At 45.7% G+C, this 22,991-nt stretch carries 17 protein-coding genes and 1 tRNA gene; 10 read left to right on the top strand and 8 right to left on the bottom strand.

All coding sequences use genetic code 11. The features are described from left to right. Positions 1–56: 56 nt before the first annotated feature. Positions 57–359 (bottom strand): ArsR/SmtB family transcription factor, encoded by a 303-nt coding sequence (locus L3C95_RS22340; RefSeq protein WP_236390889.1) that lies wholly within the window; start codon positions 357–359, stop codon positions 57–59. A 114-nt stretch (positions 360–473) separates the two neighbouring features. On the opposite strand from L3C95_RS22340, the gene lysA reads away from it, so the two are divergent. Beyond that, positions 474–1,781, top strand: a complete 1,308-nt coding sequence (lysA, locus tag L3C95_RS22335; protein WP_236390888.1) for a diaminopimelate decarboxylase — start codon at positions 474–476, stop codon at positions 1,779–1,781. A 14-nt stretch (positions 1,782–1,795) separates the two neighbouring features. After that, positions 1,796–2,449 carry a suppressor of fused domain protein gene (locus tag L3C95_RS22330; RefSeq protein WP_236390887.1) on the top strand — a complete coding sequence of 218 codons (654 nt, stop codon included), beginning with the start codon at positions 1,796–1,798 and terminating at the stop codon, positions 2,447–2,449. Between the two features lie 76 nt (positions 2,450–2,525). Here the strand turns inward: L3C95_RS22330 and L3C95_RS22325 are convergent, their stop codons facing one another. Continuing rightward, positions 2,526–4,574, bottom strand: a complete 2,049-nt coding sequence (locus tag L3C95_RS22325) for a metallophosphoesterase family protein (protein ID WP_236390885.1) — start codon at positions 4,572–4,574, stop codon at positions 2,526–2,528. Between the two features lie 252 nt (positions 4,575–4,826). Between L3C95_RS22325 and L3C95_RS22320 the strand changes: the two genes are divergently transcribed. Together L3C95_RS22320 and L3C95_RS22315 are read left to right on the top strand one after the other, a co-directional pair. Continuing rightward, positions 4,827–5,663, top strand: a complete 837-nt coding sequence (locus tag L3C95_RS22320; protein WP_236390884.1) for a DUF4846 domain-containing protein — start codon at positions 4,827–4,829, stop codon at positions 5,661–5,663. Between the two features lie 570 nt (positions 5,664–6,233). Beyond that, positions 6,234–6,773, top strand: a complete 540-nt coding sequence (locus L3C95_RS22315; protein ID WP_089835125.1) for a DUF1349 domain-containing protein — start codon at positions 6,234–6,236, stop codon at positions 6,771–6,773. Positions 6,774–7,612: 839 nt separating this feature from the next. On the opposite strand, the gene L3C95_RS22310 is transcribed toward L3C95_RS22315, so the two are convergent. From L3C95_RS22310 to L3C95_RS22300, 3 genes are all read right to left on the bottom strand, one after another. Next, the gene (locus L3C95_RS22310; protein ID WP_236390883.1) at positions 7,613–10,015 is read right to left on the bottom strand and encodes a glycoside hydrolase family 2 protein; all 2,403 of its coding nucleotides are present in this window, start codon (positions 10,013–10,015) and stop codon (positions 7,613–7,615) included. Between the two features lie 234 nt (positions 10,016–10,249). Beyond that, positions 10,250–11,983, bottom strand: coding sequence for a family 43 glycosylhydrolase (locus L3C95_RS22305; protein ID WP_236390882.1), 1,734 nt, complete (start codon positions 11,981–11,983; stop codon positions 10,250–10,252). A 142-nt stretch (positions 11,984–12,125) separates the two neighbouring features. Beyond that, positions 12,126–12,995 (bottom strand): TIGR02452 family protein, encoded by an 870-nt coding sequence (locus L3C95_RS22300; RefSeq protein WP_236390881.1) that lies wholly within the window; start codon positions 12,993–12,995, stop codon positions 12,126–12,128. Between the two features lie 267 nt (positions 12,996–13,262). On the opposite strand from L3C95_RS22300, the gene L3C95_RS22295 reads away from it, so the two are divergent. From L3C95_RS22295 to L3C95_RS22280, 4 genes are all read left to right on the top strand, one after another. Next, positions 13,263–13,418: a hypothetical protein gene (locus tag L3C95_RS22295; RefSeq protein ID WP_236390880.1), complete on the top strand. Its 156-nt coding sequence runs from the start codon at positions 13,263–13,265 to the stop codon at positions 13,416–13,418. A gap of 324 nt (positions 13,419–13,742) precedes the next feature. Next, a complete protein-coding gene (locus tag L3C95_RS22290) occupies positions 13,743–15,461 on the top strand; it encodes an alpha-keto acid decarboxylase family protein (protein WP_236390879.1) in 1,719 nt (572 codons plus the stop codon). A gap of 43 nt (positions 15,462–15,504) precedes the next feature. After that, a complete protein-coding gene (locus L3C95_RS22285) occupies positions 15,505–17,517 on the top strand; it encodes an FAD-dependent oxidoreductase (RefSeq protein WP_236390877.1) in 2,013 nt (670 codons plus the stop codon). Positions 17,518–17,812: 295 nt separating this feature from the next. Then, positions 17,813–19,123: a T9SS type A sorting domain-containing protein gene (locus L3C95_RS22280; protein WP_236390876.1), complete on the top strand. Its 1,311-nt coding sequence runs from the start codon at positions 17,813–17,815 to the stop codon at positions 19,121–19,123. A 65-nt stretch (positions 19,124–19,188) separates the two neighbouring features. Here the strand turns inward: L3C95_RS22280 and L3C95_RS22275 are convergent, their stop codons facing one another. Continuing rightward, entirely contained in the window at positions 19,189–20,001 is an 813-nt protein-coding gene (locus tag L3C95_RS22275) for a DUF695 domain-containing protein (RefSeq protein ID WP_236390875.1), read from the bottom strand. A 299-nt stretch (positions 20,002–20,300) separates the two neighbouring features. Here L3C95_RS22275 and L3C95_RS22270 point away from each other — a divergent pair, with 299 nt between their 5' ends. Together L3C95_RS22270 and L3C95_RS22265 are read left to right on the top strand one after the other, a co-directional pair. Beyond that, positions 20,301–20,483: a hypothetical protein gene (locus L3C95_RS22270; RefSeq protein ID WP_236390874.1), complete on the top strand. Its 183-nt coding sequence runs from the start codon at positions 20,301–20,303 to the stop codon at positions 20,481–20,483. A gap of 16 nt (positions 20,484–20,499) precedes the next feature. Beyond that, positions 20,500–21,006 carry a transcriptional regulator gene (locus L3C95_RS22265; RefSeq protein ID WP_236390873.1) on the top strand — a complete coding sequence of 169 codons (507 nt, stop codon included), beginning with the start codon at positions 20,500–20,502 and terminating at the stop codon, positions 21,004–21,006. A 111-nt stretch (positions 21,007–21,117) separates the two neighbouring features. Here the strand turns inward: L3C95_RS22265 and L3C95_RS22260 are convergent. After that, positions 21,118–21,188 (bottom strand) — tRNA-Gln (locus L3C95_RS22260). A gap of 161 nt (positions 21,189–21,349) precedes the next feature. After that, positions 21,350–22,918: a S8 family peptidase gene (locus L3C95_RS22255; RefSeq protein WP_236390872.1), complete on the bottom strand. Its 1,569-nt coding sequence runs from the start codon at positions 22,916–22,918 to the stop codon at positions 21,350–21,352. Positions 22,919–22,991 lie beyond the last annotated feature (73 nt).

The raw sequence follows: 22,991 nt of genomic DNA, 5'->3' as shown, positions 1-22,991 counted from the left end.
TATCGGGATAAGGAATGACCAGGAAGGTTCATTCCTTATCTTATATCTGGAAAGATCTACAGTTCGTCCTGGATATGAAGGCCCAGTTTTTTGATGGCTTCCTCATTCCGTTTATAGTGCGTCCATTGGCCCAAACGGGTAGCTATCAGCAGGTCCGCCCGCTGCAGCATAGACAGATATTCAGATACGGTGGATTGAGTGAGCCCTGATTTCTGCTGAATATGACCCACGCACACGCCTGTCTTGCTGAATTCCCCGCATTCCTGTTTCGGGAAATGCTTTTCCGGTTCCTTCAGCCAGGCTAAAATTTCGAGCCTTTTTTTGTTGGATAAGGCCTTAAAAACTTCAACTTGATCCATACTGCAAAGGTATCGGAATTTACCGATTTTAATGGAATTGGGGTTTTACAATGGTTTAATAACGTTTTTATAACAATAAATTCTTTTATCTTACTGTTTTATAGATAATTTATTATGGATCTGTTTCAATATAAGAATGGGGTGCTGCATTGCGAAGATATCCCGGTAGACAGTTTGCCGGCGAAAGGTCTTCCTACGCCTTTTTACCTGTATTCAGCGAATACCTTAAAGACACATTATCAGAAGATCTACGGCATCTTTGAAAAGTTGCAGCCTATGATCTGCTTTTCTGTGAAGTCGAGCAATAACGTACACCTGCTGAATGAACTGGCCGACCTGGGCGCGGGGATGGACATTGTAAGCGGCGGAGAACTGTTTGTTGTGAAACAGAGTAATGCAGATCTTTCGAAGGTCGTGTTTGCCGGTGTTGGTAAATCGGATGAAGAGATCACTGATGCGATCCTGAGTGAAGTGGGTTTTATTAATATCGAATCAGAACAGGAGCTGGCAAAAGTACAGGAGCTGGCCGGAGAGCTAAAAAGAGAGGTGAATGTGCTGATCCGTATGCTGCCGGATGTGCTGGATGAGAAAACGAATGAAAAGACCCGTACCGGTCATAAGGGCGCGAAATTCGGCATTGATTACGCCAATGTGGAAGCGCTGATAGAAGAGAATGCAGATCATCCCTATGTGAAGATCAGGGGTCTGCATTCCCACATCGGTTCTCCTATTTCTTCGTATACATTCTATGTAGCCGCCATTCATAAAATGGTGGAGCTGGTGGAGGCCCTGAAGCGTAAGAACATCCGTCTGGATGTATTGAATATCGGTGGTGGTTTCCCGGCAAATTATATGGATAATGACAATTTCTCCTGGGAGAGTTTCGCCGGGCCGATCACTGAACTGCTGGAGCCTTATGTAAAGAATGAAGGCTTTAAGATCATCCTGGAACCGGGACGTTCTATTTCTGCGAATGCAGGGATCATGATCTGTAAGGTGTTGTATGTAAAACAATCAGGCGATAAGAACATTGTTGTACTGGATGGCGGTATGACGGAGCTGATCCGTCCGGCCATGTACAACGCCTTTCACTTCATCTGGCCGGTAAAGCCACAGGCCGAGCATATCCTGGCCAACCGTAACTACCCGGTACCACAGGATGGGCTGACCACTTATGATGTGGTGGGACCTATCTGTGAATCGTCCGATTATCTCGCTAAAGAAAGGCCTCTACCGGCTTTGCACCAGGGAGATTATGTAGCGGTATTTACTGTGGGTGCTTATGGAATGGTAATGGCCAGCAATTACAATCTGCATGTGAGGCCGGCAGAAATCATGATCGACAAAGACAAAATATATGTTATCAGGGAGCGCGAAACACAGCAGGACCTGGTAAGGAAAATGATCAGACATGAACTGTAAATGTTAATCAACCTATGACTAAGGAAGAGTACAAAAAGTTATTCAAAGAAGAGGATGCAGTGGGATGGCTGGCAATAGATAAACAACTGGAAGGCATCTATGGCACAACGGAGCCAAGACATTATGCTCCACCCTTACATTTTGCAATAGGAGGTGAAGACCCTATTGATGGTACCAGTATTTACGACAGTGAAAAACAGATCCCGCACCTGCACATGGTGAGCTACGGCATGTCGCAGTTGTATTATGATGAAGAACAGGCGGGTGGTGAATTCAGTAAATGGGGATTTGAATTTACTTTCAGGGTCAAGCCTTTTGCAGAAGATGACGGTGATCCTACCTGGGCTATTCAGGTGATGAATAACCTGGCGCGTTATGTATTTGAAAGCAAACGCTGGTTTGAACCCTATCATTTTGTTCCTGCTAACGGGCCTATCAGGCTGGACACTGCTACCGACATTGTCGGACTGGCATTCGTTCCTGATCCTGAACTTGGCGCTATTCAAACGCCTCACGGAGAAGTTACTTTTCTGCAGATGGTGGGGCTGACTACTAAAGAAGTGGAGCGTTTACTGGCCAAACCGCAGACAAGTGAAGTGGAGAAACTGATCAATGAGATGCGATTGAATAATCCTTTGTTGATCACAGACCTCGACAGGGTAGATTAATGAAAGAGAATATAAAGAAAAGAGACTGCTCATACTGATGGGCAGTCTCTTTTCTTTATATAATGTTATTTGTGTTTTACACAATAACATTCTTTTCCTGCTTCATAAACGGCAGGTGTTTCTTTCGATAAGGGCTCTTTTTCGGTATTGCCGTAATACCTTCCAAAGCACTGTTCTGTGGCAGTGTGATGCTCCAGTAATAATTAGCATTTTCCTCCGTAGTCAGGTACAGTACACTGAGCCCGACACTATCATAAGGCAGCATCCATTGGTTCCAGTCTGCATTGACAAAATATACTTCATCGCCGTAATGAATATCCATTCCATTGGAAGTATCCCGTTTGTACACATACCATGCTGTTTTATCGTTGTTGTCATCATCATAATACAGCGACTTTCTGGTGAAGGCGCCCAGCTGATTTTTGTCGCCTACACTGCTGTCTGTAGTAAGTATGCGCAACTTATCTCCATGCGTCAGATAGTTGCCAGATGTGACAACCACAGGATAGAACTGCTGTGCTACCGGTGTATCATTACTCATATATGGATAGTCTTTATACTCCGGCCCGATGAACTGTCCGTCCTGGGAGAGGAGGTAAGTATTGGCAAGGTAAGGTACCTGTACCTCTGATACCGCAGGAAGGCTATACTGTTCCTGGTACAACTGAGTAGCTTCAGGATTGTCCGGAGGATTGTCTCCCCAGGAAGGGTACTCGTAATAAGTAGTTGTAACCGGATCGGTAGGATTTGTTCTGCCACTGAAGTCAATGACCGCGTAAGCGTGATTGTAGTAAGTCACACCATTCAGATCAGCATTAGTGGAGAGTTGAATCATATTGCCTGTTTCCGGATCAATGAAATTTTTGATGTCCGGATAGTTGATCGCATAAGGATCGGAAGAGGTCAGTTCTTCGAATGCACTGCAACCCAGTAGCCGTCCTTTGGAGAGTCCCAGCAGGTCATTTTCAAACATCACAAAGTTGTGTTCATGTCCCCAGATCCAGGCAGCTATCTTTGAAAAATAGGGGAGGAAGGTCTGGTAGAGATAAGGATTCTGTGAAGGCAATGCGCTGAAGTCAGACCAGGCTCCGTTGATCTTGGCATTGCTGGAGAACAGCTGGTGGTGTGAAAGCAGGATAGTAGCTCCTGCAAAGTTGTTCAGTTTATCCTGGTGCCATTCTATCTCATTAGGTTGCAGCCAGGGGCCTGCATAGAACGGGTCTGCCTGATCGGCAGGGTCACTATCATTATAACCGGTATCCATTCCGAGGAACTGCCATCCGCCGTCTTCTGTACGGAGACAGAAGTAACTGGCTGGTTGAAAAGCAGCTGTTCCGATCTCGCTGTTCAGGCCATATACCATGCTGTAATAGCCCCAGCCCAGTGAGTAATAATCATGGTTGCCGGGAATGGTGAAAACAGGGACAGGATCCTTTTCAGCGATGTCAAAAGCGTTTTTAATGATAGCGGAGAAATTGTTGACACATTCTTCAGGTGTACCGGAATAATAGATATCACCCAGGTGAATGATACAATGCGGATTATGCCGTTCGATGATGTCTACCAGCAAAGCCTGTGCGTCTGCCAGTCCGGTACCCCAGTCGCCAATGATGGCTACCCTTGCATCAGAAGGAAGGGAAAAACCATTGCCGTTATCATTTTCATTGATAACGCCGTAGGTAGAGATATCTTCCCCTAATTCTTTCCAGTCGTTGTAAGCGAAGACACCTGCGTATTTCAGGTAGTACTCCGCGAAAGTAGTAACGCAGGAGGCGAAGCCAATGATATCCTTGTCGCTGTACTTACGGTATTCCGTATCGAACGCCCCGGCTCTTTGCACATCGCTTTCTACCAGGCACAGTGCTTTTTCGTAGGCCAAATGGGAGAGATATACCATCTGCTGGTCAGGATCAGTAAGGTCTAAGGTGTCCGGACCAGGAGGAGTTCCCTTAGCCGTTAGTTTAACATGTTGTGCGGTTGCGGCGATTGCCGGATGTTTGAGTAGTAGATTATGGCTAACCTTAGCGCCGGTCAGCTCCAATTGTTGGCGCACGCGTTGTGATACCACTGATTGCCAGAAGGACAGAGTGGCATTGTGTACCCGTACAAAGTTTTGCAGAGACATAAAGTGGGTTTTAGGAAATGATTAAATGTGTTTACGATCGAAAAGTGCGTAAAGCGTCGTACGAACAAGTAGGCCTTATTCATATGATATTAGTAAACTGTGGCTATATGTCTCAGGAAGTCGTGGGTTGCAATTACCGGTATGGCAGCACTAAGATGAAGTTTCTACGTGGCCTGAACAAATTTATGTAAAAATTTAACACGGTCTTATGGAATCTTTTTATTTCTTGCATCATTATAGAAATTTGTCGAATTGAAGTACTTCTCATGGACCTCAATGGTCATGTTTGTTAGCGGAGCGTTCCTTCTGTTCTGGCATTACCTTGAAGCCAGAAGCCTGCACCTGCGACCTGCTGCGCGTTATGAAACTGTCGGGCAGATACCTTTGCCAGCGGGATATAAACGGGTGTCACTGGCGGCGGGATCATTTGGAGCGTGGTTGCGGGGAGTACATTTAAAGACCAATAACACCGTATACCTCTATAACGGTAAAATAAAGCCGAATCAGTCAGCGCAGTTTGCTGTACTGGATGTCTCTGTTGGAAAGAAAGACCTTCAGCAATGTGCGGATGCTGTGATCAGGTTATATGCAGAATATAAGTATGCTTCTGAGCGATATACACAGATAGCGTTTCATGCGACTGATGGAACGCTGATGGATTATAACAGCTGGATGAAGGGATACCGGTTTCCTGTTAAGAACGGGCGTTTGCAGCGGCAGCAGACCAGTGTGGCTTGTCAGGGCAGGGAGTGCTTTAATCAGTATTTACAGACAGTGTTTTCTTATGCGGGAACTTTATCGTTGAGTAAAGAACTTGTATCTGTTGCTACACCGGCGGATATACAGGCCGGGGATGTGTTTATTCGTGGTGGTTCTCCGGGGCATGCAGTGCTGGTGATGGATATGGCGGTGAATGCTGCAGGGCAGAAGGTGTTTCTTTTAGCGCAGAGTTATATGCCTGCGCAGGATATACATATATTAAAGAATCCGGTTCATTCTTCTCATCCATGGTATGTGGCTGGTGATGGTAAATTGCTGGCTACGCCTGAATGGATTTTTAAATGGGAGGAGTTGAGGCGGTTCAGATAAAGATTGTCGATTCCCTATACCATGCGACGCTGGTAAGCTACTTCGGTATGCTTGCCAGCTTTTTTTTATGCGCCGAAGGGGCGATATTGCTGCTGCTACCTTCCGGTTGGGTTGTGTGTTATTGCGGAGTGTTGTTTGAATGTGACGGAATAGCGTCTGCACGGTTTCAGGTAGGATGCCGGTCGGCGCCTCTCCGGGCATTGGATGGCGATTAGGCTTTGTCAATCGTGTGGATTGGGAATGTCTATCAGGCGTTATCAATCGTATGCCCAAAGAGCCGAAGGCCCGGCATTCCTCCTGAAACCGCTTGCTGCTATTGCCTCCCAATTGGGTTAGGGAGTTGCTGTAGATATGTGTTCATGCATGTATATTGGCCTGTATCAATCGTGTACTCCTTCTTTTCTTCGTTATAATTCTTCCCTTTGTACTTATTGCAAATTTGAATACTTTGCAATGATGTAACCCGTAATCCGGTCATTTTTATAACCTATAAAATATTTCATGAAAACATTAGTATTCATTCTTAGTGCTGTTTTGTCATCAACATTTTTATATGCTCAAAATAATCAGATGAAGTGGAATAACGAACCCAAAAAATGGTCAGGCGATGAAAAGAAACTGACCTGTACCATTGAACCCAATACAGATTTCTGGCGTGTAACACATTATGGCTTTATCCGCGATAATGGTCCTTTTTACTACAAAGAAATGACCGGTAACTTTGAAGCCAGCGTGAAGATCAGCGGTCATTACAAAGAACTCTTTCACCAGGCCGGTCTGATGGTGCGTATCGATGAGAAAAACTGGATCAAAACCGGGATAGAATATGTGGATGGCGTACAGAATGTCAGCGCTGTGGTGACCCGCGAAGTGTCCGATTGGTCAGTAGTGCCAAGACATGATAGTCCCGCTTCCATCTGGCTGAAGCTTTTAAGGAAAGGCGATTATGTGGAGATAAAATATTCCTTTGATGGGGTGAAATATGATATGCTGCGTTTAGCTTACTTCCCGCCAAATGTAAAGGCAGGAATTGGGATTGTAGCTGCTGCTCCTGGTAAGCAGAGCTTCGATGTGACGTATGAGAATTTTGAAGTGAAGGCTGTTGAGTAGTATGTGAGAAAAAAATAATACAACTTCAGATGCAGGGATAATCCTGTCAAGTAATTGGAAGGCTGTTCCATAACAGATGAAATGCTCCCTAAAGCTTCCAGCTTTCTGGGGGGCACTTCATCTGTTATGAGGCAGCCTTAGTTATTATTTAGGCTTCGGATATAGTAGAGATCCGGTTGAGATTCGCTTATCCTCCCTTAATCCTCCCTTTTAAAGGGAAGATTAAGGGAGGATAAGCGAATCTCAACCGAATCTCTACCGGATTGCAGGTAGGTAAAAATCCGGTGTTGAACTGGACGGAGGAAAATCCTGGTCATATACAAGTTGTGAAGGTCTATCGCGGTGATAAGCAGCGATAGCGCCTTGTGTTTTCTGCCGCCGGAATGCGACCCGGGGCAGAAATATAAATCAACACAATTCCCCGAAATAATTTGTAAACCATGTTTTCTATTTATGGTTGCATGCGTATCCAAGTGTTATACAATTTACATATAACTAGTATATGATCAGGATGTAACCAGCATGTAACCAGGATGTAACTAGCATATGACTAGGATTAACTTCCGATAATCCTCCGATCAAATCGGAAGATAATCGGAGGATAATGCTAGTCATATGCTAGTTACATCCTGGTCATATGGAGATTGCTGGCTGTCATAATTCGGGCAGCGAACCGACTTTATAACGCGATTAAGGGCATTAATGACAACGTAAGGCGGCTTCGTGAGGAGAATGAAGGATAGGGGAAGGGCTACGATCGATAATGGCAGGAGTATGCGGAAATGTGAATACAGGTAATTTTTGGTGATGTATTACCTGTATTCACTATAGGATGATGGTTATTGGTTTTTGTTGTTGTCGATAGCCTGACGGAACATGTTCCGTTCCTGTTCAGGGATATTCTGGCCGTATTTCTCCAGGTAGGTATTTGCTACGGAGGCGTAATTTGACCAATCCTGTTTGTTGAAGGTGTATACTGTTTTCGCTCTCAGGAAAATCTCTTCACCTGGTTCGCCATAAGGTTTGATGCTATTGGCGATTGCGTTCCAGTCGGGGGTATCTCCGCTTTTCTGCAGTACCGGGTCGATCACATCTTTGAATACAATATTCATCAGCTTAACGGTAACAGGTCTTTTTTCCAGTTTGGAGTTGCTGGATTGTAATTGTTCCTGTAAGACGCTGAATCCTTTATCTTTTGTGCTGGAGGTGAACTGGAGGATAAGCGCCAGCTGTTCAGGTGTGTAAGGGGCCTGTAAGGTACCTATATAGGCTCCGCCTGCTATGTTGGCGCCGTTCTTATCGCCGGCCTGTTGAGCCATCATCGCCATTTTGAAGAGGAATTCGGCATCACGGCGGCCGTTGATGAAGTCCTGCAGCATTTTGCTATACACTTCGCCGGGATCGGTGAGATCGGCATTTTTGGCCGTCACCTGTGGAATGGTGCCCAGATCTGGATTCAGCTGGGAATGGATCTTACGCATCTGGTCGAACGGGATCTTGACCACTTCCCGGTCGTACGTTAGCAGACCGTTCTGTTCGCCTTCCACATCAAAGGGCTGGGTATAGATAGAGCCTGACAGTCCTTCTACTTCCAGCAGTTTCAGGTGCTGATTCATGATGGTGTATTTGGTGGCAAGACCGGCCGCTTTTTCCTGGATATAGCCCCACGCGCTGCTGGTATTCCACTGGTGGTCCGGAATGAATACGCCGATACCGCCAAATTCGCCGAGTACTCTTGCCTTGCCTGGTTCCGCTGGAGCATTCATCGGGTCGGGGTAGGAGTGAACGTCAGTCATGTCGGCACTTACCCAGGCATTGGGAGACGGACTGCGGAGCTGTTCATTCACATAGAGCATTTCGCCGGAGTGACCATTTACAATACGGGAAGGGTCAGCGGCTTTTACCCATTCGGTGATACGCTGCTGGTCGTACACACCCCATTTCTCATTGAAGATCACCCAGGTGGTGATAGCGGGGCTATTGTGCAGTTGTCCGAGCGTTTCTTTTACTTCTTTCTCGTAGGCTGCTTTGGCGCCTTCCGGTAATCCCTGGTTGGGATTCACGAAATCCTGCCATACCAGCATGCCCAGTTTGTCTGCGTGGTAGTACCAACGGGCAGGCTCTACCTTGATGTGTTTGCGGATGGTGTTAAAGCCCATCGCTTTGATGGCTTCTATGTCGAATTTTAACGCATTGTCTGTAGGGGCGGTATACAGACCATCGGGCCAGAAGCCCTGGTCTAAGGTACCGAGGTTGAAGTAAGCCCGGTTGTTGAGGAAGATGCGGTCAACACCTTTTTCATCTTTCTGGATGGCGATTTTACGCATACCGAAGTAGCTCTTTACCTGGTCTATCGTCTGACCGCCTTTGGTGAGTTTTACGGTCAGGTCATACAGGAAAGGATTCGAAGGTGACCACAGCTTCGCGTTCTTTACAGGCAGTTTTAAGGCTGTTCCTGCCTTGCCTTTTACTTTGCTGACCTCAGTACCTGCATCGCTGGCAATGAGCTCGACGTTCGTGCCAGCAGGGGCATTTACGGTGACGTTCAGAACGCCTTTGTCAATATCAGGTGTCATGACCAGTCCGGAGATGTAGGTAGCGGGCACTGTTTCCAGCCAGACCGTTTGCCAGATACCGGAGGTGGGAGTGTAGTAGATATTAGCCGGATTAAGTACCTGTTTACCATGAGGGCCGACGCCTTCGCTGGTGGGATCAAATACCTTTACTACGATCTCGTTCTCGCCATCTTTCAGTGCGGCGGTAATGTCCTGGGAGAAGGCCTGGTAACCGCCGCTATGGCTGCCTGTTTCTTTACCGTTCACATATACGGTAGCTTGCCAGTCGACCGCGCCGAAGTGCAGCAAAACGTGCTCACCTTCTTTCAGGGCAGGTTTGGTAAAGGAGCGTTTATACCAGAGGTTTTCTGACGGCTGTAATGGCTTTTTTACGCCTGACAGGGCCGATTCCAGGGGGTAGGGAACGAGGATCTGTTCCTGATAGCCGGAAGGCATCGCAGCATCTTTAGGCGTAATGGTATAATTCCACAGTCCGTTCAGGTTTTGCCAGTTCTCCCTCACCATTTGTGGACGGGGATACTCAGGTAAAGCGTTAGTGGGGGAAACATCCTTCGCCCAACGGGTCTTGATGGTTGTGGGCTGGACTTGCCAGTTGGTCTGCGCCATCAGGCCTTGACCAAGCACGACACTCAAAAAACATACACTAGCAGTCTTAGACAGGTTCATTGCTGTAAATGATTGGTTATTAATTGATTTTTTCGTTGTTAGATAAGCTGTTTATCTCAGGTAATCGATTACGTTGTGGATGATAAAAGATCACTTTCGAGGTATCACAATTCAATAAGTATTTATTGGTAAAATGGTAACGTGTTGCCGTATTTCTTCGGATGGAGATTGTTTTGGTCGCTAACTTCTTTGTCTTGATCTGTCTGCGCTAAAGATATGGAAATTCGTTGATAATCATTCCACTTTCATCACCGGGCTCCTTTGGCCAACTCCATTCTCATTGATGGGTTCAATGGAAAAATAGTAGGTGGTATTCTTATCAAGCGTCTTCAGATAATATTCCGAAGCATTATAAACCATGATGCTGGTGTATAGTTTGTCGGGCGCGATGCCATAGTAGATGTTACAGGCATAAGCATCGTTTGCGGGGTACCATTTCAGCCAGGCGTTCCGTTTGTCGGATTGTTGCCGCAGTACGATAAAATTCCTGATTCCGGCGGGAGGGGCGCCGGTGCCTTTACCGAATACACGGAGTCCGCTGATGGCGAATTTACCATTGGCCATGTGGATATTTTCCAGTTTTATGAAACGGGTCCTGACAGGTTGGGATAGTTCTATATAATCGTGGGGGACATCGGTTTTATTCCGGCTTTTGTCTACCAGTAATTTCCAGTTTTTGCCATCGGTTGATTGCCAGAGGCGGTATTGGTGATAGATGTCTGTTCGTTTGCCGAGTATATCTGCATCCTGATCTGCATAGTTGATCTGGATGGCGTTAACGGTAGATATGGCTCCCAGGTCGGTTTGTATCCATTCTCCGGCATTGGCGGTGGCTGCACACCAGTAAGTCTTTATGCTCTCGTCCACGGCGTTATTGGCATAGAAAGCGCCATAGGTGGAGGATACAGTTACAGGGCGTTGATAGTTCAACAGCATCCAGCCAGTGAAATGCCCCTGTTCTTTTTCTGTCGGCAGGTAATAAGGGTAATCGCCGAAAGCGGTATTACAGTAAAGGATATCGTCTTTGTCAAAGCCGGCAGGCCAGATGCCGATCCTTCTTTCAAAATTGTTTTTTACGTTGATGACCATGGTGGAAACATGCCACCAGTGATGGTATTTATCCTGGTAGGTAGCGCCGTGTCCTGCGCCGCGGGCAAATCCTCCGGCTTTATAACTGAAAGGATTATGGGTTTGGTAGGTAAATGGTCCTAAAGGATGATCGCTGATATATACGCCATCCGCATAGCCGCTGAACTCAGTACCGGGAGCGCCGTATTGCAGGTAGTATTTGCCGTTATGCTTGTTGACCCAGGCACCTTCCATGAAGGGAGGCATAAAGTTGTTGTCGTTATATTCACCGAAACGTTCCCATCCATGTTGATCATCGTGGAGCTTAATGAGATCGTGTCGTTCCCCGATGGGCTGTAAGGTATGCCGGTCCACTTCCTGGCCATACAGCGGGTAGGTATTACTGGAGCCGTGATAGAGGTACAGCCGGTTATCATCGTCCAGGAAAAAGGAGGGATCCCATGCACCTGCACGGAAAGAGTCTACCACTTCTTTCCAGTCGTCTACCCTGGGATTGGTGCTCATCCAGATGGGAAAATTCTTTTCGTAGGTAGAGCCGATCACCAGCAAGGTATCTCCTAATACAAATACTGCCGGTGCGCAGAGTTCGTCATATACTTTATGATAAGGCTTAAGGAATTTTCTGGGTACAAAGTGCCAGTTACACATGTCACTGCTCCACCAGTAGCCCCATTGGTTTGTAGAGAAGAGGTAGTAGTCGCCTTTAAAAAGAGTGATAACAGGATCGGCTGTAGCGCGGTGCCTGCCTGCTTCAGAAAAATTAGGAATAGGGGTGAAGCCGTAGTCTATATTGATGGGATTGCAATAGGTCTTTTGTTGCGCATTACCAACCGTAGAAAGTAACAGGAATAAAAAGAGTATGTATACTGCGTTTTTCATGGGCCATCCTTTTCCTGACCGAATTTAAGAAAAGGATAGCGGCTGAAGATATATGATGGAATAGAATATCTGTTGGGGATAACAACAAAGGGTGAAAGAGGTATAAACCGGAACACAGGCTGTTAGCCGGTATTCCGGTGGGCTAACCTAAACGGTTGAAATGGCCGAACTGTTCTTTGAATGCATCAGCAGTTTTCTTTTTCTCTGATGGATCATAGATCGCAAAGACGATATGTTTGAAAGCATTTTTGAAAGTCTCATTCTTCAGCAGGTGGTGTGCAAACCATGCAGCTACATCTTCAGTGCGATTCCTGAATACTCCACAGCCCCAGGCGCCCAGTATCAGGGAAGTGTGTTTATTTACGACAGCCACTGACAGGAGATTCTCTATCCTGTTGAGCATTACACTTTCAATCTTTGGAAGGTTTTCCGGTTCGTTGGTCATCAGCGCTCCTCTGTTAACTGCAGGCGATGTAATGATGGATACGAGATAGTGGTTATCTATCAGTTGATCATTATCATCTCTGAACACAGGCACTGAAGGTGAATAGATCATATGTTCTGTATACAGCAAGCTTTTATGTGCTCTGTTGGTGTCGTACATTTCATGGTGCTGTTTCAATGTAGGATAGAGTCCGCTGGCCCTTGCCAGGCTTTCTTCCTGCGCCTGTGCACCGCCGAGGAAACCACCACCGGGATTTTTCGCAGAGGCGAAATTAAGGCAGCATACATTTTCCTCTCCTTCGGTGACCACCAGTCTGCGGGCTGCAGCAAAGGTACTTTCAGCAGTTACTTCAATGCGACAGTTGCCGGTGGGAATATGCTTTAGTTGAGCATCTCTCGCAATGAATACTTTTTCAAAGTCTTCTGGTTTGTAATGAATAGTATGCTCTATAGCATATTTGAGGTCCTTGCTGATACTCACTACTTCATTTCGTTTGTTTTGATACTGGCCATTTGCCAATATGTCCAGTGTTTCATAGGCGATAGCCACTCTTGCACTCTTGTTCATAAGGGGTATATTTTCTTTGTGTTATTATGACGCAAAGTGAATGTATTTTTTGGAAACGGTCAAATTTTTTTGAAGAAAGCGAATCGGGAAGTGGCGGAAACTGATACGGGATAGGCTTCGCCGGTAGCTAAGTGTCTGACAGACATTCCTTTCCTTGTGTAGAAAAAATATTGTTGGGCAAATGTTGGGACAGGTCTTGCCTGTATACGGGATTTGCAGATAAATAATAATCGTAATTTCACCGTTCCTAAACCTTATACGGCCAAAGTGGCGAACCAGTATGCATTTAAAACATATCTGTTTAAAAGTAAGGGGAACAATCTGAAGATGGAGGATATGGAGAGAAGCCTGAACACACCGGCTAAGGTGATGGAGTTGGCAAGCGTGTTAGGAGTGGCCGTTGTTCCTGTAAAAAATAATTAATGCGGGATACCCTTCGTAACGAAGTTTTTGTTTTTTTATAAAATTGCTCTAATTTCAGTGCACAAGATGTGCTCAGATAACCTTTTTGCTTTTAACATAACCAGACCTCAATTTCTAATATCATCAACAAATTTTGACATTATTACATTGCTGTTATCACATCAGAAGCATTATTCGTGTTGATGTAATGCAGCCTACGTGCTTTTACTGAGAATCGCAAACTGTAAAGAAAATACATCTTATTGTTTAATACCCGGGCTGTGAGTCCGGCGCAAATGCCATACCCTATTGTATCGTTCTTAAATGAATCATAAACCATCGTTCATGCAAAACACCACCTTTACCGTTGCGGATTATCTTTTAACCCGGTTAAAACAATTAAATGTCACAGAGGTCTTCCAGATACCCGGCGACTATGTGAAACACTTTACCCAGGCATTGGAGCACTTTGACGGTGTAACAGCCATTGGTTGTATCAATGAGCTGGATGCGGCCTATGCGGCTGATGCATATGGCAGGACCCGGGGACTGGGCGCCGTGTCCCTTCAATACGGCGTAAGTACATTCATCGCGCTCAATGCCATTGGAGGCGCGTATGTAGAGCGTAGCCCCGTTGTTGTTATCTCGGCAACGCCAGGAGCTGACGCCCGTCAGATCACGAAGATGTACGATGTATTGTACCATCACTCTACCGGCAACCTGGCGGCAGACCAGGAGGTATATGACCAGGTAACGGTAGCCTGCGAAACACTCAGTACTTCTGCCGGTGCTGCAGAAAAAATAGACAATCTGCTGATAGCAGCGCTGACGCACAAAAGACCGGTATTTATCGAATGTTACAAAGAAGTATGGGGAGAGCCTTGTTCGCCGCCACCAGACACTGTTTTGCAACCCATCATTCCCAAAAGCGATCCGCTTGACCTGGAGAATGCCGTTACTACTGCCTGGACGCAGATCACCCAGGCAAAGAACCCATTGATCTTTGCCGGTGTGGAAGTATTACGCCATGGTCTGTCGCCTCTTTTACAGGAACTGATCGACGTGAGCGGTTTTCTGTATACCACTACCAGCCTGGGTAAAACAGTGCTGGATGAGGGAGGCGATAAGTTCATCGGTACTTATTCTGATCAGGCATCTATTCAGAACGTACTGGACCTGGTGTCGGCAGCAGATTGTTTCCTGACACTGGGCACCATCATTACGGACGATTATCTCTGGTTTATCGAGAACAAGTATGCAGATATGGTGCTGGCTACCACAGAGACGATCAGGGTAGGATATTTCACTTATAAGAACGTGACCATGCGCGATTTCATGGAAGCCTTAATAGCCCGTTTTAAAGCCCAGGGAAAACCTTATCCGCTGTCCGTAAAAGCACCGGCACAACCTCCTTATCCGGAACCTTGGTTATCAAATTCTGATCCCCGTTGGAATGATCAGCCACAAGTGATCACTTATAACCGCTTTTTCCAGCAATCCATGAAGTTTCTGAATGACAATAATATGTTGAAAGATATTGTGTGGACTTTCGGTATCAGCTCTGCCATGTACGTGGCCACCAATGCCTATGGTTTGGCGCAGAACAGTTTCCTGGCATCCGCAGCCTGGCAGATCATTGGGTATGAAACGGGGGCGGCATCAGGAGCGCAGCTTGGCAGTGGAAAGCGGGCATGGACGGTAGCAGGAGATGGCGGTTTTATGATGGTTTGCCAGTCGTTATCAACATTGGTAAGGAACAAACTTAATGCCGTGATCTTCGTGATGAGTAATGGCGTATATGCGATTGAGCAGGTATATGTCAATATGGATGCGTTTGAACCCGGCCCTGAACACAAGTTTGACACATTCGACATCCTGCCTAAATGGGATTATCTGGCACTTGCGCAAGCCTTCGGCGCCAGCGGATTTCGTGTGACCACCATAGATGAGCTGGTGAGTGTATTAGGCGAACTCAAAAACCTGAGTGGAGTGCCTGCACTGGTGGAAGTAGTGATCCCTGAAAAAGATCTTCCGCAGCAGATGCGCCGCCTCGGTCTCGAATAACAAGCAGATATCAATACACTCTCAAATATTAAACCATACATCTATGGCTAAGACCTATTCTATTTTCGGCGCCGGCGCAGCCGGGCTTTATACCGCATGGCGATTGCTCAATGGTATTGTAAACAGCGAGTCCGGCAAAGCCAAGCAGTTGCAGTCTGGCGATACCCTCGAACTCTTCGACTGGGGCCAGTATACTTTCAATGACGAAAATAAAGGTACGCGCGAAGCGGGTGCGCGTGTATGCACATGGCATTACAAGGATGATCCCAATAAATCATATCTGGAAGTAGGAGGTATGCGTTATTCGTATTGGGATGGCAATAACGACGGCAAAAGCGGGGGTCACCGGCTGGTGACAACGGTTATCGAAAAACTCGGCCTGAAGCCATTGTCTGTACCATTCAACGAGTCGACGAATCCCCTGTTCTATCTGCGTACAAAGAACATGTACCTGAATGATATTACATCCAGCAAACCTGCTCCTTACAATGCAGATCATTATGCGGCTTCAGACTCTCCCGATACAGGGTTCAACACGGTAGAGAACCTGGCGGTTACCGCCAATTCTGGTCCGACGACAAGAGCGGAGTGGTGTAACTTCTATCAGAATGGGGTGATCAAAGTAGATATGCCGGATTCCTCTATTTTCCGGAAGGGCGATAAATTGAGTGATATCGGCTACTGGAATCTGATGTTTGATCAGCTGGGATCAGAAGGATTCAGTTATACTTCTGATGGTAATGGCTACACTTCCAACGTGATCAACTGGAACTCCGCAGTAGCTTTCCAGGCGAATAATGAGTTTACGCCAGGTACGGAGTACCGTACGCTGAAAACCGGTTATTCCAGCATGTTCAATGCCTTATTTGACGCGATATTAAAGCTGGCGAAAGACCGGGGCGTGAATTTTAACTATCAGCCTAATACACGGCTGCATTCCATTCTGGCAACGGGTGATGGTAAAGTGAGGTTTAGTACAGCTACACGCGCAAACCCTAATAAGAAGAGCGGCAGTTTCACCACAGATGCTGCATGGATGGCGATGCCCCGTGCTTCTATTGAGCTGGTTGCCCAGGCCACGCGTTATGAAGATCATGAAGATACAGACGTCTTAAACGACAGCAAGGTGCAATTGTATCTCGAATCTGCAGTGCTGCAGCCTTCCTATAAGGTAGGAATGTTCTTTAAAGAACCATGGTGGGCGAATAATTACAAGGGCGATAATGCCGCTGTTTATCCTGCGCAGATCAACGGTTATGAAGTAACGCAGGATGTTATTAATAATCTGCAGCAGCAGGGATTTCCGCAAGGCTATCTGAATGCGATGGAGGATCCGAACAATAATATACTCGAAGAACCTTATGCTGCTGGAACTGACTTCATCGTGGCTGTAGAACATGCTATTCAGGCACGGTTGACAGTGCCGCAGGAAGAACAGCTGCTACAGGCATCACAGCGTTATACGATCGGTCCAAGTGTCACCGATATGCCTATCCGGCAGGTAGTTTATTTCGGTAACAATGCGCTGGATCAGAGTGGGGAAAAAGTATACGGACTACTTGCCGCTTATGATGATGAGATGTACACTACCTTCTGGAGGGAGCTGGAGCTTGGGCCGGAACAGGGACGTACCATACCGACTTCAGAGGACCTGCAGACGCTTGATGGTCCGCGTATAGTGCCGGACATCATGGTGAAGATGCTGCGCAAGCAACTTGCCGCGGTGCATTATGGTCCGGCGTCAGATTATACATTCGTTCCGGAGCCATTGGAAGCGCGGTATATGGACTGGTCACTACCGCCGTTCAACGCAGGGTATCATGCGTATGCCGCACATTACGATGTTTGTGATGTACAGCAGAAGATTAGAAAGCCTTCGCAGCTCATTCCGGGAGCTGATGCAAATATCTTCATTGTCGGAGAAGCGTATTCGAATGATCAGGCATGGGTAGAGGGCGCGTATTGTACGGCGGAGTCGGTGTTAAATGATTTCTTTGGGGTTGAGCCCTTGATTGATAATACGAATTATCCGTTTATATGCCCGTGTGGAAAGTGATTTGCTTATGAAGAAAAGAGGCCCGTTGTGATAAGTGCAGCGGGCTTTCTTATTATTACAAGTGTTTATTTTCGTGATGCTGATTGTTTATTAATGAATCTATCTGGCGCTATTTTTCTCATAATTTTTCTTGCAGATTGCGCTCTTTTTTCATACTTTTGATGTGTTGAATTGTTTAACCCATTAGGACTTCTAATGATAAAATAACCATTTATTTCCACCAGATAATCTCAATATTAACCCTTAGTGTTCAGGCACTAACAGACTTCGTTTTTTTTAATCCTAAATACATACTATGAAAAAGATCCTTACAAGGAAAGCTATGCTTATGGCCCTATGTGGCATGTTAACCACTTTTGCAGCCTCCGCCCAGGGCTGGGTAGCTGATGCTACCGGACAGCGACTGTACGCTGTAAATGATTCTCTGAGATTTGGCAGCCTGTTTGTTGGCATTGGCACCAATGTCCCTTCTGCGCAGCTGCATACAACAGGTACTGTGAGATTTGCAGGTATCACGCAGAATAACACATTCAGCCGCCTGCTTGTGCAGGATACCAGTGGCCGTTTGTTCTGGAGGGATGCATCCTCTCTGGGCAGTGGATCCGCCTGGTTATTAACCGGTAATGCTGGTACAAATTCAGCAACTAACTTTCTTGGTACACTGGACACGGCCAGATTGGTATTCAGAACCAACAACACAGAAAAAGCCACCATTCTATCTAATGGTAATGTAGGTATTGGTGTAAGCCAGGCGGCTAAGTTGTTGCATGTGCACAACAGCAACGCAAACGTTGAAGACAACAATGCGTTCCTGTCAGGCCGTGCTCCTTCTCTTTATTTCAGCTTGACGCCAACTCAGCCTACCGCACCTCCTTTTAACAGTCCCTATGCCAGAATAGGCCTGTCAACAAGGCTGGGAACTTTTGTTACCACGAGCCAGGTAGGTGACTTTGTATTACATGCTATCACTACCGGAGGAAGCCTGGTATTTGGCGTGGGTACAGATGCTCAGGGTACTAATGGTGTGGAACGTGCAAGGTTGAACGGCAGCGGTAACTTTGGTATCAATACTGTTAATCCTTCTGCAAAATTGCACGTAAACGGCAACGTGCGCTTCCAGAACCTGCCTTCAGGTACCGGCAGAGTGCTGGTAGTAGATGATAGCGGATATGTATATAAAAGCAGCACCAGTGCCGCCCGTGCTTCAGAAGCAGCTGGTTCAGGTGAGGATGTAGCTGCTCTGCAACAGGAAGTGAATGCTTTAAAACAGACGCTGGCAGAAGTACAGGCACAGTTAGCCGCAATAAAAAGTGGTAGTCTGCAGGTGAATGCAAATACTTCCAACGAATCTTTCGTTCTCGGTAATGCGCCTAATCCGTTCAATGGCAGCACTACTATTAAGTACGCTTTCCCACGTTCAGCTGCTAAAGCATATCTGACTGTGTCTGACCTGAGTGGCAAACAGATTAAACGTTACGATCTGAAAGCTAATAGCGGTAACAGTGTTACTTTGACACTGGACGGTGTTAACGCGGGTACTTATATCTATAGCCTGGAAGTAGACGGACGGATTGTAGAAAGCAAGAAAATGGTGTACACAAAATAAGCGTGATAATGGCGGATCCCGCTTAATAAAAAAGCCCGCTGCAGTTGATGCAGCGGGCTTTCGCATTATTTTACTACTGTTGTTTTCCAACCATCGTAAACGCCGTTACATTTTTTTGCTTCTTTTCTTAGTTCGGTCGTGATCTTGCTGATCGACGGCAGATCAACCTTGTCGGTTCTGAAAATCTGTAGTTTGAACAGTTCGCTTTTTGTGTCTCTCCCTTTCGTTACTGTTTTAAAGCCTTGTTTGGCAGTGTAAGAGATAAAACATTCCATATCGCTTTCACTGGTGAAACCTATCCAGTGATCAACGCGTCTTGCTTTATCCAGTTTATCGCCCTGCTTTTCAAGCGTCATCAGTATTTTCTCATTCTGCGTGTATTCCAATGTCTCTTCATTTGGATACAGGAACTTGAGGTAGGCGTCCCAATCTTTGTCAAGTTTGATATTGATGTAGGGCTCGTATGAATTAAAGTGCTTTTTGAACAGCGAAATGAGACGATCTCTTATCTGCGTGGTGTCAGCAACATAATAATATTCCAGCCGTTCGCATTGATAGGTGAATGTACCGGCCATGATGTTCTTTACAAGAGTGGTGACGGTTGCGTAAACAGAATCAGAGATGGTGTATAGATGAGATAATTCATTTTCTGTTGGTATGCCGTTCGCACAGTCTTTAAATTTTACGCCTGTTATGAGAACAAAGGGGAAACCGCTGACAGGGGCAGTTTGTTTGAGGCCTTTGTCGAAGATGGTGCTGCCGGCTCCCTGGTCGTATTGGGCCTTATAGGCGCCGAAATTTGCTTTCTGGGCTTTCAGGGAGGGGGAGATGAGGATGGGTAAGGTGATGGATAGTATAAGGCGGATAGAGATATTCATTTTTTATGATATTTCGTCAGGTAAATTCCGGAAAATACTTGACATTTTAAATGGCTGATTATGGCCATTCGTGATTGTTATTTTGGATTAGTTTTTCCGTATAACTATCATTATCACATCTGTTTTTACTGTTGCCGCCTGAGTAGACCGGTATTCGTCGAAGTATCTTTATGAGAACAATTTGTTTTTTTTAGGTACAAAATGTACAAGGCTGGTAGATGAAAAATTTGCTTTTTTGGTACATTTTGTACCAAAAAAGCAAATTTTTCATCTACCTTTGAATATATATTACACCCACGTTGAATGAGGAAAAACGGAAAGTAAAAATTCTTGAGGTTAAATCTGGTAGTGAGATCGAAGCACTTATCAGAAAAGGTACGGTTAAGGACATGCCATCAATGCATGATGGCTGGCAGTTTAATTTTGATAAAGAACTCAAAAAATTAAAAAATGCAACAGGCTACCTAAAAGGAATAGAATAAACTCAAATTTTGTGCAATGGAAAAGAAAAGAGAAACCCGCCAACAAGTAAATGTCACCCTCGGCCCTAAAGATGGTCAGGCAAGAAGTGCAAAGCATAAGGCAATTGTTGCAGCCGCTGCCAAGAAACATAACGCTAATCGAACCACCGCGCGATTGATAAGGAATGAAATGCTAGCCATCCGTTATCAAATGGAAGCTTATATTTTAAATCAAACAATTACGGCAAATGAAATGCGATCTATCCGAGATTTTGCTAATGACTTCTTACGTATTTTGAATTTGAAAAAGGGGGATTTTGCCTGTTACATAGAAATTGATCTTGCTAACTTAAACAAATATTATAAAGAAGATAGAAAATTCAATCCAGAATTGGCCCTGAAATTTGGACATTTCTTTCATACGCCAGCCGATTTGTGGCTCAGGATTCAATTTAAAAATGAAATGCTAAAGTTTGAACAAGAGACAAGGCTGGAAAAAAAATATAAGAAATACGATTACGAAAAAGTGCTGAAAATTGCCTAAGGTTCATGGGTTGTGAATTACTTTGCAGTGTTATCTGATCTTCCGTTTGGCCACCGCCTAATCCGGGAAAATGGAAATAAAAAAAGCCCGCTCAACGAGCGGGCTTTTTTGTTGCCTGACCTGGATTCGAACCAAGACAAACAGAGTCAGAGTCTGTCGTACTACCGTTATACTATCAGGCAATAGTACCGGGGACATATTTCCCCGTTCGGGACGGCAAAATTATATATTTCTCTTCAATTTCCAAAAAAATCCTAAACAAATTTATAAATGTCTGTAAATCAAAAAAGTAGTTTCGCAGAAGCGAAACTACTTTTCTATTGGAAAAAGGAGATTGATTGTCTTATTTATACGTCGCTGCCAGTTCGAGTGCTTTGTACGCATTCACCACACCACCGGTACGGCAGAGGTCTGTCATCTGTACTGTTTTAGGCTGACCGTCCTCGACGATAGTCACCGGGTGGTCTACTTTTATCACTGATTTCAGGATGATGTCTTTTACCTGAACTGCGCTCAGCTTAGGGTAGTAAGAACGGATCAGGGCAGCCAGGCCGGTTACTACAGGGGCCGCCATACTGGTACCATCATGGTAGTCGTAGTGGGAACCCGGGGTAGAAGAGTAAATGCCTACGCCAGGAGCAAATACATCCACAGAGATCTTACCGTAGTTGGAAAACGGCGCTGCCAGTGTTTCGTCATTGTCAGGGCCGGAGGCTCCTACTTCTATCCAGGCAGTTGCGGTGTCACCATTCTGATATACACGGCTGGGATAGTTAGGTGTAACGTCGATGTTTTCTGCATCATTACCAGCTGCATGAATAAGTAATACGTCTTTGGAGATGGCATATTTAACTGCTTCGTCCACAACATTCTTGTTAGGGGAGTAGGCCTTACCGAAACTCATATTGATCACACGGGCGCCATTATCAGCCGCATAACGGATGGCATTGGCCACATCCTTGTCTCTTTCATCACCATTAGGAACTGCCCTTACCGACATGATCTGTACATTATTAGCAACACCGTTAATGCCAAGGCTATTATTTCTGCCTGCACCAATGATGCCTGCCACGTGTGTACCGTGGTCAGCGTCCGGACCGGTAGCATCGCCGGATCCATAATATCTTTCAGATGGATTGTTATAGTCGTCGCCCACAATAGCGCGTGGATCATAGTCCAGGTTCAGCTGGTACTGTACCTGCTCTTTATAATGTGCTACGGCAGCGTCCAGTTCTTTTTCACGGAAGGTTTTAAAATCAGGGAAACGTTCGAGTTGCTGAGATACTACCTGTTTGATCTGAGCTTCTGCCGGGTTCTGCGGTGTGTAAGCCTGCAGTTCGGCTGCCGTCGGGTTGTTATTGCCCAATTTGGTAAGCATAGTATCCAGCATACCTACAAAACGGGTGATGCCGTATAATGTCTGCTGTGCTTCCGATAGTTTCAGCTCGTACTTACTTCTGAGCACTTTATATTGGTACAGGCCGGCAGTGTCTTTAGGAACACTGTTCAGACTGCCGAATTGTTTTTGTTGCTGGCGGATGATACGGGTCAGTTCCAGGTTGTCGTAGTCAACATTACCTTTCGTAGAGCCGATGAAGTTCCAACCGTTAATATCGTCTGCATAATGATTCTTGTCATCATCTTTACCATTGCCCCTTTTTTCTTTAGCGTTTACCCACAGTACGCTTTTCAGGTCCTCGTGCGTTGTGTCAACGCCACTGTCAATTACTGCAACAATTACTGGTTTGGATTTTTTGTCCTTTAGCAGTTCTGTATAGGCTTTCTCAACACTGATACCGAATACGGAATCTTTCTGAAGGTCCATGTTCTGCCAGTTCTGTGTCTGCGCCTGCGCAATATAACCTGAGGATAATAATGAGGCAATGAGTGCTGCCCGCTTAAAAATATTCATGTAATAAATCATTGAATCAGCTGTAGTCCTGTTCTATATGTGACTAGCTGGGGTTGGTTTAAGATTGAATTGA

It is taken from the genome of Chitinophaga filiformis, from assembly GCF_021646545.1.
GTDB classification, from domain to species: Bacteria; Bacteroidota; Bacteroidia; order Chitinophagales; family Chitinophagaceae; genus Chitinophaga; species Chitinophaga filiformis_A.
Note: the sequence above shows the minus strand (reverse complement) of the source record. Positions and strands in the feature narration are given on the sequence as shown.

What these genes read in the sequence shown, in the direction of transcription:
- L3C95_RS22340 (WP_236390889.1), bottom strand. Translation starts at nt 359, where the DNA reads ATGGATCAAGTTGAAGTTTTTAAGGCCTTATCCAACAAAAAAAGGCTC.
- lysA (WP_236390888.1), top strand. Translation starts at nt 474, where the DNA reads ATGGATCTGTTTCAATATAAGAATGGGGTGCTGCATTGCGAAGATATC.
- L3C95_RS22330 (WP_236390887.1), top strand. Translation starts at nt 1,796, where the DNA reads ATGACTAAGGAAGAGTACAAAAAGTTATTCAAAGAAGAGGATGCAGTG.
- L3C95_RS22325 (WP_236390885.1), bottom strand. Translation starts at nt 4,574, where the DNA reads ATGTCTCTGCAAAACTTTGTACGGGTACACAATGCCACTCTGTCCTTC.
- L3C95_RS22315 (WP_089835125.1), top strand. Translation starts at nt 6,234, where the DNA reads ATGAAGTGGAATAACGAACCCAAAAAATGGTCAGGCGATGAAAAGAAA.
- L3C95_RS22310 (WP_236390883.1), bottom strand. Translation starts at nt 10,015, where the DNA reads ATGAACCTGTCTAAGACTGCTAGTGTATGTTTTTTGAGTGTCGTGCTT.
- L3C95_RS22305 (WP_236390882.1), bottom strand. Translation starts at nt 11,983, where the DNA reads ATGAAAAACGCAGTATACATACTCTTTTTATTCCTGTTACTTTCTACG.
- L3C95_RS22300 (WP_236390881.1), bottom strand. Translation starts at nt 12,995, where the DNA reads ATGAACAAGAGTGCAAGAGTGGCTATCGCCTATGAAACACTGGACATA.
- L3C95_RS22290 (WP_236390879.1), top strand. Translation starts at nt 13,743, where the DNA reads ATGCAAAACACCACCTTTACCGTTGCGGATTATCTTTTAACCCGGTTA.
- L3C95_RS22285 (WP_236390877.1), top strand. Translation starts at nt 15,505, where the DNA reads ATGGCTAAGACCTATTCTATTTTCGGCGCCGGCGCAGCCGGGCTTTAT.
- L3C95_RS22280 (WP_236390876.1), top strand. Translation starts at nt 17,813, where the DNA reads ATGAAAAAGATCCTTACAAGGAAAGCTATGCTTATGGCCCTATGTGGC.
- L3C95_RS22275 (WP_236390875.1), bottom strand. Translation starts at nt 20,001, where the DNA reads ATGAATATCTCTATCCGCCTTATACTATCCATCACCTTACCCATCCTC.
- L3C95_RS22265 (WP_236390873.1), top strand. Translation starts at nt 20,500, where the DNA reads ATGGAAAAGAAAAGAGAAACCCGCCAACAAGTAAATGTCACCCTCGGC.
- L3C95_RS22255 (WP_236390872.1), bottom strand. Translation starts at nt 22,918, where the DNA reads ATGAATATTTTTAAGCGGGCAGCACTCATTGCCTCATTATTATCCTCA.